Origin of the sequence: Pseudooceanicola batsensis HTCC2597, assembly GCF_000152725.1 — a bacterium.
Lineage (GTDB): Bacteria > Pseudomonadota > Alphaproteobacteria > Rhodobacterales > Rhodobacteraceae > Pseudooceanicola > Pseudooceanicola batsensis.
In genome coordinates, this window is record NZ_CH724131.1 from 786,729 (window position 1) to 800,380 (window position 13,652).

Consider the following 13,652-nt stretch of genomic DNA (forward strand, 5'->3'; position numbering starts at 1 on the left):
TGCCGAGTTCCGGGAAGAGCTCGAGGATTTCCTGGCGCTGCGCATTGCCCAGCCCGTCCAGCGTCTGATGCCCCGGCTGGAAGCTTTCTGTCCAGGAGCCGTCCGACAGGATCACCTCGTGCTGATCGAACATGAAGTGGATATACGCGGTCTTCATGGTATCCACCCGGCTCACGCCCGCCAGGCCAGTCAGGTGCTTGGCCGCGACCAGGACCTCGCGCTCCTCGAAATAGAGGGCGGTCTTGTCGTTGTTCACCAGCACCCGGTGGTTGGGCGATACCAGCATGTCGCGTTCCGGAAGCCCGTAGCCCAGCGATCCCTTCTGGATCAGCACCGGCTTGAGGTGCTCCTTCTGCAGAAGCTCGCGGCCCGACAGGTCCTTGTGCCCGAACCAGCGGATCTCCTGGATGCCGTTGTCCCGTGTGATCACCCGGTCGCCTTCGCGCAGGGTCTCGACCGCGACCTCGCCGCGCGGGGTGGCGATCAGGGTGCCCGGCGTGAAGCAGGGGATGACCTTCTCGATCTCCTCGAACTCCGAGGTCCCCACGAGCTTGTCGTCGGCATCGTAGAACTCGACGGTCCCGTTCTCGGGGTTGTCGTCGTAGATCACGTTGATCCGGCCGCCCGTCGGCGCCGAGCCGCGCAGGTCGAGGATGTCGTAATCGTCCCCGCCCGAGCCGCCGTCGATGTCGTCACCCACGGTCGAGCCGAGGAAGACGTCGCGGTCGTTGCCGCCGAACATCGTGTCGGCGCCGTCGCCACCGGTTATGGTGTCGTTCTGGCCGCCCCCGTCGATCGTGTCGTCGCCCGACCCGCCGACCAGGCTGTCGTCGCCGGCGTTGCCCGAGAGATCGTCGTCCCCTGCACCGCCCGTGACGGTATCGTGGTCCTGGCCCGCGGTGATGACGTCGTCGCCCGAGTTGCCCTCCAGGCTGTCGCGCCCGGTGCCGCCGCCGATTGTGTCGTCGCCCTGGCCGCCGAGAACGGTGTCGTTGCCGCTTTCGCCGTAGAGCTCGTCATCGTCGATCCCGCCGTCGATCATGTCGAACCCGGTGCCACCATGGATGGTGTCGTCGTCGTCCTGGCCCTCGATCGTGTCGTTGCCGGCCCCGCCGTAGACCAGGTCCCGGCCGTTCTCGGGCACGAGGTCGGTGGCGTCGGGCTCCTGCCCCCAGAGGAGCGAACTGTCGCCCGAGTTGATCCTGTCGTCGCCCGAGCCGCCGTAGATCGTGTCGGAGCCGTGGCCGCCGATGATCTCGTCGTCGCCCCGGTTGCCCTCGATATAGTCGTCGTCGATCCCGCCGTGCAGCGTGTCGTCGCCCGAGCCGCCGATGATCGTGTCGGCATCATCGCCGGTCTTGATCAGATCGTTGCCCTGGCCGCCGAGGACGGTGTCCTTGCCGTCGGTGGTGTTGGGATCGCTCAGCACGCCCGGATAGAGCGGGTTCGGCAGGTTCGGATCGTCCCCTTCGTAATCCGAGAAGGTGTCGATCCCCGCGATGATCGTGTCGTCGCCGGAATTGCCCTCGATGTAGTCCGCGCCCTGGGGGTCGATGATCTCGTCGTCGCCCTTGCCGCCGTAGACGGTGTCATTGTCGATGCCGGGGTTGATCACATCCTCGCCCGAGCCGCCATAGATCACATCGCGGTCGTCGCCGGTCACGATCGTGTCGTTGCCGGTATTGCCATGGACGGTGTCCCGGTCGTCGAACGGATCGCTGTCGACGGGCGTGCCGGGGAAAATTTCGACATCCGGCAGGCCGTCCGGCCCGCTGGTGATCGAATCGTCGCCCGAATTGCCGGTGATCGAGTCGTCGCCCGGTCCGCCATCGACCGTGTCGTCGCCGGAGCCCGCGATGACGGTATCGTCGCCGCTATAGGCCTCGATGATGTCGTCGTCGCCGCTGGTCGGATCGAGCGCGTCGTCGTTGTCGACCTTGTCGCCCTCGGGATCGCCCTCGTAGTCGTCGTCGATCACGTCATCGCCAGAGGTCCCCTCGACGATGCCGTCGGGCTTGATGCCGTCGCCCACGGTGACCGTCACGGTCGCCGTATCGGTCAACCCGTCGGGATCGGTGACCGTGTACTCGAACGTGTCCGTGCCCTCGAACCCGGCCTCCGGCGTATAGACGATCTGCCCGCCCACGATCTGCGCCGTGCCGTTGGCCGGCGTGCCGACCGACTGGATCGACAGGGTATCGCCGTCCACGTCCGTGTCGTTGCCCAGCACGTCGATGGTGACGGCGGTGTCCTCTTCGGTGGTGTCGCTGTCATCCGCCGCCACGGGGGCGTCGTTCACCGGCGTCACCTCGACGGTGATCGTGCCGGTATCGGTCGCGCCGTCGGGATCGGTCACCGTGTAGGTGATCGTGTCGGTGCCGTTGAAGTCCTGCGGCGGGGTGTAGTCGATCGTCCCGTCCGCGTTGACCGTGACCGTGCCGCCGGCATCCGACACGGGCGTGCCCACCAGGCTCAGCGCGTCGCCGTCGGGATCGGTGTCGTTGGCCAGCGGATCGATGGTCAGCGTCTCGTCCTCGGGCGTGGTGCCCATGTCGTCCACGGCCACCGGCGGCTGGTTGCCGCCGCCCCCGCCATCGGTGACCGAGACGGTGACCGTCGCGGTGTCGGTGCCGCCGTTGCCGTCGCTGACGGTGTATTCGAACGTGTCGTCCCCGGTGAACCCGGCCTCCGGCGTATAGACGATCTGCCCGCCCACGATCTGCGCCGTGCCGTTGGCCGGCGTGCCGACCGACTGGATCGACAGGGTATCGCCGTCCACGTCCGTGTCGTTGCCCAGCACGTCGATGGTGACGGCGGTGTCCTCTTCGGTGGTGTCGCTGTCATCCGCCGCCACGGGGGCGTCGTTCACCGGTGTCACCTCGACAGTGATCGTGCCGGTGTCGGTCGCGCCGTCGGGGTCGGTCACCGTGTAGGTGATCGTGTCGGTGCCGTTGAAATCCTGCGGCGGGGTGTAGTCGATCGTCCCGTCCGCGTTGACCGTGACCGTGCCGCCCGCATCCGACACGGGCGTGCCTACCAGGCTCAGAGCGTCGCCGTCGGGATCGGTGTCGTTGGCCAGCGGATCGATGGTCAGCGTCTCGTCCTCGGGCGTGGTGACCATGTCGTCCACGGCCACGGGCGGCTGGTTGCCACCGCCGCCGCCATCGGTGACCGAAACGGTGACCGTCGCGGTGTCGGTGCCGCCGTTGCCGTCGCTGACGGTGTATTCGAACGTGTCGTCCCCGGTGAACCCGGCCTCCGGCGTATAGACGATCTGCCCGCCCACGATCTGCGCCGTGCCGTTGGCCGGCGTGCCGACCGACTGGATCGAGAGGGTGTCGCCGTCCACGTCCGTGTCGTTGCCCAGCACGTCGATGGTGACGGCGGTGTCCTCTTCGGTGGTGTCGCTGTCATCCGCCGCCACGGGGGCGTCGTTCACCGGATTGACCGTCACGGTCACCGTGGCGGTGTCGGTATTCCCGGTACCGTCATCGACCGTGTAGGTCAGCGTGTCGGTGCCGTTGAAATCCGGATCCGGGGTATAGACGATCTGGCCCCCGACGATCTCGGCCGTGCCATTCGCCGGGTCCGAGACGCCGGAGATCGTCAGCGTGTCGCCGTCGGGGTCACTGTCGTTGGCCAGCACGTCGATGGTGACGGCCGTGTCCTCGTCGGTGGTGACGGTGTCGTCCATCGCCTCGGGATCGGTATCCTGCGGATCGGTCAGGAAACTCTCGATCTGGCTGAAGGCCAGGGTCGAGCCGTCGGAGAAGGTGACCGTCCCCTTGTAGGCGCCCGCATCGCTGTCGTCGGCGCTTCGGTCGATGGTGACCTTGCCCGCCCCGCGCAGGTCGAGGACGTCCTCGTCTTTGGCCTGGTCCGGGCCGTTGCCGCCGGTGATCGCGTCGCCCGCACCCTCGGCCGCGCTGGCGACCTTGAACGTGTCGTTGCCGCCCTCGCCGAAGACCGTGTCGGCCCCTTCGCCGCCCGCAAGCGTGTCGTCCCCGCCCTCGCCGTTCATGCCGTCGCCGCCGGTCGTGCCCGGCGCGTTGAAATAGAGGTCGGTGATCCAGATGCCGGAGTTGGTGCCGCCATCCTGCGTATGCTCGACGACGATCTTCGACACCGGGCCGGGAATCGTCACCTGAAGGTTGTTGGCCTCCGAGTCCTCGTCGAGGTCGCCGATGTTGCTTCGCGCCTGGTCGTGGCCGTCGACGCTGTCGGTGTCGTAGAGGCTCATGCCGGAGCCGCCCGCAAGCTGCACCTCGATCGGCTGTCCGTCCGCGTCGAAGGCCCGGACCGTCACGACGCCGTCGGTGTCCAGATCGTTGATGTTGAACTCGACATTGGTGACGGCCTCCGAGAACTCCCACTGGAAGTCGCCCTCGTTGCCCTTGCCCTTCGTCTCGGACCGCAGGGCGCTGTTGCCGTCGATGGTTTCGCCGCCGGTGTCGATCCCGGAGGTGTTCAGCTCGGTCGTGTCGTCCACCGTCGACTTGTGCGAGCCGGTATCCTTGATCCGGCTGTAGGTGACGCTGACCGACCCGGTGTCCTGCGTGATCGAGGAATCGGCGGCGGCGTCGTCATAGCCCTGCCAGTTGAAGCTCTCGCGCGGGCCTTCGGTGCCGGTGCCCGAGGGGTCCTCGGCATCGTCGCCATAGATCAGGTCTGCGCCCTTGCCGCCCTCGATCTCGTCGTCGCCGCCGTTGCCGTAGATCGTGTCGTCGCCGGACCCGCCCAGCAGCGTGTCGTCGCCCGCCCCGGCATCGCCGCCACCGCCATGGCCGCCGTCGTCCAGGGCGTCGAAGTAGATGTCGGTGACGTTGATTTCCGAAGTGTCGTCGCCGTCCTGTTCATGCGTGATCTCGAGCCGGGTAATCGGCCCGGCGATATTCACGAGGACCGAGTGATCGGGATCGGTGTCCGGCCCCGTGTCGTCCTTGTGGTGGCTGATCACCTCCTTGCCGCCGGCGGCGTCCTTGTCCTTCAGCGTCAGGTGAGTGCCGTGTTCGGCCCTGACGTCGATGTCCACGAGGTGGCCCTGCGCGTCATAGGCCTTGATGGTGACCTTGGAGTCCGCGTCGATGTCGTTGATCCGGAACGACACATTTCCGACAGCCGAGGAAAAGCCCCACTGGTAGGTCGCGCTTTCATCGTCGGAATTGGTCCGCGACGCCATCGAGGAATAGCGGTCCGCGCCGGTGCCGTCGGTGGTGATCGAATGGACCTTCTGCTTGTCGGTCTCAAAGTTGGTGTCCGGGCATTCCTTCGTGGACTTGACCGAGAAGGTCACGTCGACCGACCCGGTGTTCTGCGTGAAGCCGCCGGACAGGTCGTCCTGGTTGTCGATATGGCCTTTGCCGTTCGGATCGGGCGCCTTGTCCCATTCAAAGCTCTCGCGTTCGCCCGAACCTCCGCCGCCGTGGCCGCCATCCGCGTCCGTGTCGCCATGGATCACGTCGTCGCCCTTGCCGCCCTCGACATGGTCGTGGCCCGCATTGCCATAGAGCGTGTCGTTGCCGGTCTCGCCCTCGATGCTGTCGTCGCCGCCGTTGCCGTGGATCACGTCGTCGCCGGATCCGCCCCGGAGGGTATCGTCGCCCGCGCCGGTCACCGTCCCGCCCTTGCCCACGTCGCCCAGGATGAGGTCGTCGTCCTTGCCGCCGTCGACCCGGTCGTTGCCCGCCCCGGCGCGCACGATGTCCTGATCCCCCGTCTCGCCGGGCAGGAGCGCGTCACCGGCGTCGATCCGGTCCCCGTCGGAATCGGCGTAACCGGAGCCGATCACGTCGTCGCCGGATGTCCCGTCCACATAGCCGTCGCGGTTGTCGGAGCTGTCCGAGCCCGAGCCGGAGGTGTCGTGATCGTTCTTGAGCCAGTCCCAGAAGTACAAACCAGTCATAGTGTCACCCTCTCAAGCCATCGAAGCCGGTCGGCCCTGCGGCATTGCGGCCGGTGCGCGTCCCGCGACACCGTCAAGTCAAATTCCTGCGCCATGTTCCGGTAGTACCGTGCAGACGGACACCCCCGGGAACCGGTCACGGTTCACACGGCAGACGGCGGCCGTCCCGGTCGTTGTGCGACCGGTCCCGACATGCGAGCTACACATCCTTCCGGATGCATGACATTGCGTTGGCCGCCCCATGGCCATCTGTCTTGCGCCCCCAGTCGGGCACGATCGGTTTTAATCCTCCAAACAAGTCGAACAAAGGGAAAAACATCGAAAAATTGATGTTGGACCGCGCTTGTGCCGCCCCATTTTCACCCGGATTGAACGCCCTCTTGCCCGGCATCCGCACCCGATTGTTTCCCGGACCCGAGTGCCGCGCCTGGCTCGGAACCAGCAATTTAAGGGTTTTCTTAACCTTTTGCCCGATGCGGCGCTCAACCGGAGGGGGTGCCAAGGTTTACGATACGGAAACAGGCGAGGCAGACCGATTTCCGCCCTATTGCGGGCACAATCCGCCCTCTGACCGTCCCAACTTGTCGCTTGGGCTGCATCAATTCCGGGGCTCCTGACGATATTGGTTCCGCGATTATGGCGAAAACCCAGTGAATCCGGCGAATCATTAAGGGAATCGACAGGAATTTGGCCAACGCCAGGAGCAGCCGCATCGCGTGTCCACAAGGAAGACCCGGGCGTCGCGCTCAGCGCGCCCCGAGCAGGAGCAGCGCCACCTTTCGCCCTGCGCCGTTCATCCGCACCACCATTCCGGCGTCCGTCATTTCCTCACGCAGGAGCTGCGCGGCGCGGGATCCCGCGAGCCAGTCCGACACGAACCCCTCGACATCGCCCTCGGTGATCCGCGCGCCGCAGCCGCCGCAGGCCGCCGCGACCGCCTGCACGGCGCGCCAACGCGGCCCCTCTGCCGGGAGGGCGGACCGCAGGCCGTCCATGCCCTCGAGCGTGAAGCTTCCGAGGTCCTCGGGCACCAGCGACCGGGCGCCCTCGGTCAGCGCGGCATTGGGTTCGAGTGGCGCGACGCCGTTGTCGTCCCGCGCCGCATTGATCGCCGCGACGGCAAGATCGGTGATTGCCCCCTCGCCTGCGGGTTCAGAGGACTTCCCGCGGGACATTCCCGGTCCGGCGAAGGTCTGGACGGCGAAGATCTCGTCCTCGCCGGCCGCCGCACCGAAACCAAACCGCGTCAGCCCCTCGCGCAGGATATTCGCGCGATGTTCCGGGCTGTTCATCCAGCCCTCCTGGAAGGCCTCGATCCGTTCGCGGGACAGATCCCCGCAGCCTCGGCAGCGGGCGATGTTCTCGGCCACCAGTTCCCATTCGCTGCCGCCGGCGGTCAGAAACCGGTCTCTCGGCCCGTTTCCGTCCGGGCCCGTATGGGCGTAGAAGTCGCGGCGCAGCATGTCCTCGGCATGGGCCTGCGCCGACCGGTCGAGCGTCTCGCCCCGGCTCAGCGCCGGGAGGCCCTGCTCGTCCCGGTCGGCGTTGACAAGTTCCAGCGCCCGGGACCGGAGGGTGTCGAGATCCGCATCCTGCGCAACGCCCGGAACCGCCAGCGCGCCGAAAATCGCTCCGATCATAAGGCTGCGGGGAATGAATGCTGAATGCGACATTGGCGGTTCCTTTGCTGCGGCGCGCCTTCCTGAGACGACGTTACCCCCGGGACCAGTCCTCGAGCGCCGAGACGACGGTATCGCCGATGCCCTTGGCATCCACCGCGTCCAGCGGGCAGTCGCGGGAAAGACGGTCCTCCATGTCCGCGACGCCGAAGCCGTCAGCCCGGTCCAGGGTATCGAGTTCGTCCCAGGTCACCGGCACCGCGACCGCCGCGCTCTTGCGCGCGCGCAGCGAATAGGGCGCGACGGCCGTCGCCCCACGTTCGTTGCGCAGCCAGTCGATGAAGACCCGGCCCTTGCGCCGCGCCTTGGACATGGTGGCGACATAGCGGTCGGGGTCGCGTTCGGCCATGATCGTGGCGAAGGTGCGGGCGAAGAACTTCACCGTGTCCCAGCCCGAGATGCGCCGCAGCGGGACGATGACATGGATGCCCTTGCCGCCCGTCACCATGGGCACCGAAGGCAGGCCGCAGGCGTCAAGGCCTTGGCGGATCTCGCTCGCCGCGCGCCGGATCTCGGCAAAGTCCAGCCCCTCGTCCGGGTCGATGTCGAACACCAACCGGTCCGGGCGTTCGATCCTGTCGCGCCTCGATCCCCATATGTGGAACTCGAGCGTTCCCATCTGCGCTGCGCCCACCAGACCGGCGGGCGTGGTGACGTACATGTAGTCCTCCGTCTCGCCGTCCTTTTCCTCGATCGGCAGCGTCCCGATGGCATCGGGAAACCCCTTGCCCGCGTGTTTCTGGAAAAAGCACTCGCCCGCGATCCCTTCGGGGCAGCGCAGTAGCGACAGCGGGCGGTCGCCGGCATGGGTCAGCATCCGCTCTCCCACCCGGGCATAATGCTGCGCCACCTCGCCCTTGGTCAGGCCGGCGTCGGGATAGACGACGCGCCCGGCGCTCGAGATGCGAACCCCCTCGACCGTGTCGTCGCCGCCCTCGGCACGGGCTTCCGTTCCGGCACTCACCTCTCCGGCCTCCTTGTCTTCGCGGCGCCCCTTGTAGACGCCGTGGCGGATCCGCCCTTCGCCCGTGAATTCGGTATATTCCACCTCTACCACGAGCTTCGGCGTCACCCATGTCGCCCCTTTCATCTCCGAGGGCAGATCCTCGTCGAAGGGGGCCGTCTTGCGGGCGAGGCGCTTCATCGCGCCGCTCAGCTCGTCCATGTCGTCCTGATCGAAACCGGCGCCGACGCGGCCGCGGTAGATGAACCGCCCGTTCTCGTAACTTCCGAGCAGCAGAGACGAGAACGACCGCCCCCTCTTGTCGGATGGCGACCACCCGCCCACGACGAATTCCGCCCGGCGCACGCATTTCGCCTTGATCCAGCTGCAGCTGCGCGCGCCGCGATAGGGCGCGTCCAGCCGTTTCGAGACGATGCCCTCGCCCCCCGCCTCGCACATCGCATCGAGCGCCGCCGCCGCATCCCCTTCGAGCACCGGGCTGAGGCGGATCGGCCCGCGCGGCGGCTGGCCTTCGAACAGCGTCTCGAGCGCCGCGCGCCGGTCGGTCAGCGGATCGTCGGTCAGATCCTTGCCGTCGAGGTGCAGGCAGTCGAAGGCGTAGAAGGTCAGCGGATCGCCCGCCTTCAGCGCCTTTTGCAGCGTCGAGAAGTCGCCGCCGCCACTGCCCGCGATCACCTCACCGTCGATCAGGGCGGCGTCGCAGTCGAGCGCGGCGGCCGGTTCGCACAGCGCGGCGAACCGGTCGGACCAGTCCTTGCCGTTCCGGGTATAGAGCCGCACGCCGCCCTTGCCGATGGCGATCAGGCAGCGGTAGCCGTCGAATTTCGCCTCGTGCTGCCAGTTCTCGCCCTCGGGCGGCGCGTCCTTCAGCGTCGCCAGCTGCACCTTGCGAAAGCGCGGGCGGGGCTTGGCGTGCCTCTCGGGCTTCACCGCCGGCTTGTCCGCGGCGATGGCGCGCATAGCGCGGCCGGTGGTCACGCTGGTGCGGTGCCTGTTGGTCAATGCATCCGCGCTGCGTCCTGCGAAATCATCGCGCTGCTTGATCAGCAGCCAGTTCTCGCGCGTCTCCTTCTTGCGTCCCCGCATGCGCACGAGCGTCCAACCACCCTTCATCCGCGCCCCGTGCAGGCGAAAGTTCAGCTTGCCTTTCTTCAGGCCCTCGCCGGGATCGTCCAGCGGCTCCCACCAGCCGGTATCCCAGAGCATCACCGTCCCGCCGCCGTATTCCTTTTCCGGGATCGTGCCCTCGAACGCGCCGTAGGCCACCGGGTGATCTTCGGTCCGCACCGCCAGCCGCTTTTCCGAGGGGTCGGCCGAGGGGCCCTTGGTCACGGCCCAGGACAACAGCACCCCCTCCCATTCCAGGCGGAAATCGTAGTGGAGACGGCTCGCGTCGTGTTTCTGCACCACGAAGGACAGCCGGTCGCCCCCCGCCTCGACCAGTTCGGCGCGCGGCTCGGGCGTGATGCTGAAGTCGCGTTTCTCGCGGTAACGGTCGAGCGTGTTCATGACGCCTTTTTCCTCGACCGGCTGGACCGGGTCGATTTGCCCTTGCTGTCCTTGAGGCTTTTCTTGAGCGCGTCCATCAGGTCGACGACATTCTCGGCCTCGGGCCGGCCTTCCCTGTCACCGACACTGGCGCGCGGGGTCTTCTTGGATTTCATCTTGCGGTCGATCAGGTCGCGCAATGCGGCGGCATAGTGATCCTCGAAGGCCGAGGCGTCGAAGGGCGCGGTCTTCTTCTCGATCAGCTGGGTCGCCACATCCAGCAGCTCCTCGTCCGCGGCATCGTCCTCGATCCCCGAAAACAGCGGATCGGCGCTCCGGATGTCCTGCTCGTAATGCAGCGTCTCCATCAGCAGCCCGTCGCCGCAGGGGCGGATCGCGCAAAGATATTCCTTGCCGCGCATCGTCAACTGGCCCAGCCCGGCCTTCCCGCTCTTGCGCAGGGCGTCCCGGACGACCCGATAGGCATCCTCGGCCAGTTCGTCCGTCGGCACCACGTAATAGGGCCGGTCGAACCATATCGGGGCGATTTCGGTGGCATCGACGAACTGGACCAGCTCGAAGGTCTTCTTGGTCTCCAGCCGGATCGCGTCGATCTCGTCCTTTTCCAGCAGGATATAATCGCCGTCGTCGGTCTCGTACCCCTTCAGGATCTCTTCGTTCTCGACCGGGCCGACCCCCTGCACGACCTTCTGGTAGTGCACGGGCTTGCCCGAGGGGCCGTGGATCTGCCTGAACGACACCCTGGAGCCCGAATTCCGGGCCGAATGGATTTCGATCGGGATCGAGACGAGCGAAAGCCTCAGCTGGCCTTTCCAGATCGCGCGCGATGCCATGAGTGCCTCCGTTCTCGGGACCAGGGACAGAGGCGGATCGTTGCCGCCCACTGGTTGCCAAACCCTTGGCGCGGCAAATTGTTTCAAAACGGCCCATGCAAGGGGTGGCACGTGGGGCGTTTCGGTCCCCATCCTTTCCCGCACCTGGCGGGCATCGTGGCGCGGGCAGAGACCGCCCAGAGAACGGCGGAAAAGCGCGATCATGCAGACCGGCGCGGGCACCGTGCGGAAGTGTCAGGCACGCGTCGGCAACGCATCAGGGGCTTCGAGGTGGCGGCACGGCGTCCCGCGAGGCCCGAGGGCTGATATGGTCCGCGGAGGGGGGCTGCCGGGGATTGCCGGCAAACCGTGCATGATCACGCGGCGACGACCAGGGGCGCAGGCAGGATGTCCGCGCCGCTGTCCGGGATGCTGGTACCCAAGGTCGGACTCGAACCGACAAGGCCGTTAAGCCGGGGGATTTTGAATCCCCTGCGTCTACCATTCCGCCACTTGGGCATCCGGGAGGGCGGCGCACCGCCGGTTCGCATCTCTACTGAAACCGGGGCGGCAGGTCCAGCGGAATGCGATGCTTGACCCGGCCCGGCCATCATGTTTCTTGCATCTCGCGAAGGACAGGAACCCGCCGGATGCGCAAGCTCTATGACTGGACGCTCAGGATGGCGGACCACCACAACGCCCTCTGGGTGCTGGCGCTGGTGTCCTTTGCCGAGGCGTCGTTCTTTCCCATTCCCCCCGATCTTTTGATGATCCCGATGATCATCGCCCGCCCCTCGCGCGCCTGGCTGATCGCGGGCGTCGCCATGGCGGCCTCGGTCCTGGGCGGGTTGCTGGGCTACGCCATCGGCGCGCTCGCCTACGAGACCCTGGGCGAGCCGATCCTCATGGCCATGGGCAAGGGCGAAGCGATGGAGGCCTTCAACGACCGGTTCGTCGATGCGGGGTTCTGGGCCGTGCTCGGCGCCGGCATCACGCCCTTTCCCTACAAGGTGATCACCATCATGGCGGGCTGGACCGGGATGTCCCTGGTCACCTTCATGATCACCTCGGTCATCGCCCGCGGGCTGCGTTTCTTCATCGTCGCCGGGCTTCTGTGGCACTTCGGGGCGCCGATCCGCGGCTTCATCGAAAAGCGCCTCGGCCTTGTCCTCACGCTGTTTTTCATTGCGCTGCTGGGGGGATTCCTCCTGATACGGTACCTATGACCCAGTTCCGCCTTCTCGTCCTGATCGCCGCCGGAGGATCGCTCGCCCTGCTGCTCGGCGCCTTCGGTTTCCAGCACCTGGGCGATCTGGCCCCGTGCAAGCTCTGCCTCTGGCAGCGCTGGCCCCATGCCGCCGCCGTCCCGATCGGCGTCGCCGCGCTGGCCCTGGGGTCGCGCGCACTGGCCTGGCTGGGCGCCCTGGCGGCCCTCTCCACCGCGGGGATCGGCCTCTACCACACCGGCGTCGAACTCGGCTATTGGGAGGGGCCCTCCACCTGCACGGCCTCCGACCCGGGCGACCTTTCGGCCGATGCCTTCTTCGAGAAGGTGATCAACGCCCCCCTCATCCGCTGCGACGAGGTGGCCTGGTCGATGGCCGGCCTCTCGATGGCCTCCTGGAACGCCGTCATCGCCCTCGGGCTGGCCCTGATCTGGATCCGTGCGGCCCGCACGGCCTGAGCGCCGTGATCGGTCTCCGCATCCCCGGTTCGCGTCCCCGCCCCTTGCTGGAAACGTTTCCCGCGGGCAGGATGGGACCAGCGCCCGAGACAAGGGGAGATCGGGCTGCCGCGCCCGGCTCCCCGGCCTGACGGCGGCACCTGCGCGGCCGGTCTCCGGGACACCGGCCGTGCGCCACGAAACCACCGCGAGGCAAGCCGATTGTTTCGCGCAACCGCACGGATGCTGACATGGCGATACCCGAGAACCTGACCGAACTGCGCGCCGACCCCGTCACCGCCAGCTGGGGCGACCGCGAGGTCATGCTTTACGCCCTCGGCATCGGCATGGGCGAGGATCCTCTGAACGAGACAGAGCTGGCCTTCGTCAACGAGGGTTGGATCACCCCGCGCGAGCCCGCGCTCAGGGTGGTGCCGACCTTCGCCTCGGTCGCGACCTGGGAGGCCCGCCCGCCCGCGCTGGATCTGAACCGGGTCATGGTGGTGGACGCGCAGCGCGACATCACATTCCACAAGCCCCTGCCCGTCAGCGCCACCGTGACCGCCGCCAGCCGCTGGGTCGGGGCCTGGGACAAGGGCGACAAGGGCGCGATCCTCGTCCGCGAGACCGAGGTGACGGATCAGTCCGGAGAACCGCTCTACACCCTTCAGGGCACCACGTTCGCGCGCGGCGACGGCAATTTCGGCGGCCCGGCCACGGGCCAGCCGGAAACCCCCGCCGTGCCCGAGCGCAGCCCCGGCATGTCCGTCGACATCCCGGTCCGGCCCGGACAGGCCCTGCTCTACCGCCTCTCGGGCGACCGCAACCCGCTGCATTCCGATCCGGAATTCGCTGCAAGAGCCGGTTTCAAAGCGCCGATCCTGCACGGCATGTGCACCTACGGAATCACCTGCCGCGCGGTGCTGCAAACCTTCGCCGACTGGGATCCGGCCGCCATCCGGCGCCATGCCGCGCGGTTTTCCGCGCCTGTCTATCCCGGAGAGACGATTACCGTGGACCTCTGGCGCGAGGGGCGGACAGTGCGGTTCCAGGGCCGTATCGCCAAGCGCGGCGTGATCTGCGTCAGCAACGGCGTGACGGAGTTGGCGTGACCGGCGGACCC

At 67.2% G+C, this 13,652-nt stretch carries 7 protein-coding genes and 1 tRNA gene; 3 read left to right on the forward strand and 5 right to left on the reverse strand.

What is annotated here, in order from left to right; all coding sequences use genetic code 11:
• The 5 genes from OB2597_RS22490 to OB2597_RS07970 form a co-directional block, all read right to left on the reverse strand.
• A partial coding sequence (locus OB2597_RS22490) for an Ig-like domain-containing protein (RefSeq protein ID WP_084658657.1) occupies positions 1–5,902 on the reverse strand: 5,902 nt, incomplete at its 3' end.
• A gap of 746 nt (positions 5,903–6,648) precedes the next feature.
• Complete coding sequence (locus OB2597_RS20900) at positions 6,649–7,575, reverse strand: CAP domain-containing protein (protein ID WP_050759222.1); 927 nt, start codon at positions 7,573–7,575, stop codon at positions 6,649–6,651.
• 40 nt (positions 7,576–7,615) lie between these two features.
• Positions 7,616–10,054, reverse strand: coding sequence for a DNA ligase D (ligD, locus tag OB2597_RS07960; RefSeq protein ID WP_009805029.1), 2,439 nt, complete (start codon positions 10,052–10,054; stop codon positions 7,616–7,618).
• Positions 10,051–10,887 (reverse strand): non-homologous end joining protein Ku, encoded by an 837-nt coding sequence (gene ku, locus OB2597_RS07965; RefSeq protein WP_009805030.1) that lies wholly within the window; start codon positions 10,885–10,887, stop codon positions 10,051–10,053. Before ku ends, ligD begins: the two co-directional genes overlap by 4 nt.
• 412 nt (positions 10,888–11,299) lie before the next feature.
• Positions 11,300–11,385 (reverse strand) — tRNA-Leu (locus OB2597_RS07970).
• Between the two features lie 131 nt (positions 11,386–11,516).
• Here OB2597_RS07970 and OB2597_RS07975 point away from each other — a divergent pair.
• The 3 genes from OB2597_RS07975 (at position 11,517) to OB2597_RS07985 (ending at position 13,641) form a co-directional block, all read left to right on the forward strand.
• Complete coding sequence (locus OB2597_RS07975; protein ID WP_009805031.1) at positions 11,517–12,092, forward strand: YqaA family protein; 576 nt, start codon at positions 11,517–11,519, stop codon at positions 12,090–12,092.
• Positions 12,089–12,550, forward strand: coding sequence for a disulfide bond formation protein B (locus tag OB2597_RS07980; RefSeq protein ID WP_009805032.1), 462 nt, complete (start codon positions 12,089–12,091; stop codon positions 12,548–12,550). Before OB2597_RS07975 ends, OB2597_RS07980 begins: the two co-directional genes overlap by 4 nt.
• Positions 12,551–12,780: 230 nt before the next feature.
• Positions 12,781–13,641, forward strand: coding sequence for a MaoC/PaaZ C-terminal domain-containing protein (locus tag OB2597_RS07985; protein WP_009805033.1), 861 nt, complete (start codon positions 12,781–12,783; stop codon positions 13,639–13,641).
• Positions 13,642–13,652 lie beyond the last annotated feature (11 nt).

Coding starts and splice junctions, on each gene's coding strand:
- OB2597_RS20900 (WP_050759222.1), bottom strand. CDS start 7,575: ATGTCGCATTCAGCATTCATTCCCCGCAGCCTTATGATCGGAGCGATT.
- ligD (WP_009805029.1), bottom strand. CDS start 10,054: ATGAACACGCTCGACCGTTACCGCGAGAAACGCGACTTCAGCATCACG.
- ku (WP_009805030.1), bottom strand. CDS start 10,887: ATGGCATCGCGCGCGATCTGGAAAGGCCAGCTGAGGCTTTCGCTCGTC.
- OB2597_RS07975 (WP_009805031.1), top strand. CDS start 11,517: ATGCGCAAGCTCTATGACTGGACGCTCAGGATGGCGGACCACCACAAC.
- OB2597_RS07980 (WP_009805032.1), top strand. CDS start 12,089: ATGACCCAGTTCCGCCTTCTCGTCCTGATCGCCGCCGGAGGATCGCTC.
- OB2597_RS07985 (WP_009805033.1), top strand. CDS start 12,781: ATGGCGATACCCGAGAACCTGACCGAACTGCGCGCCGACCCCGTCACC.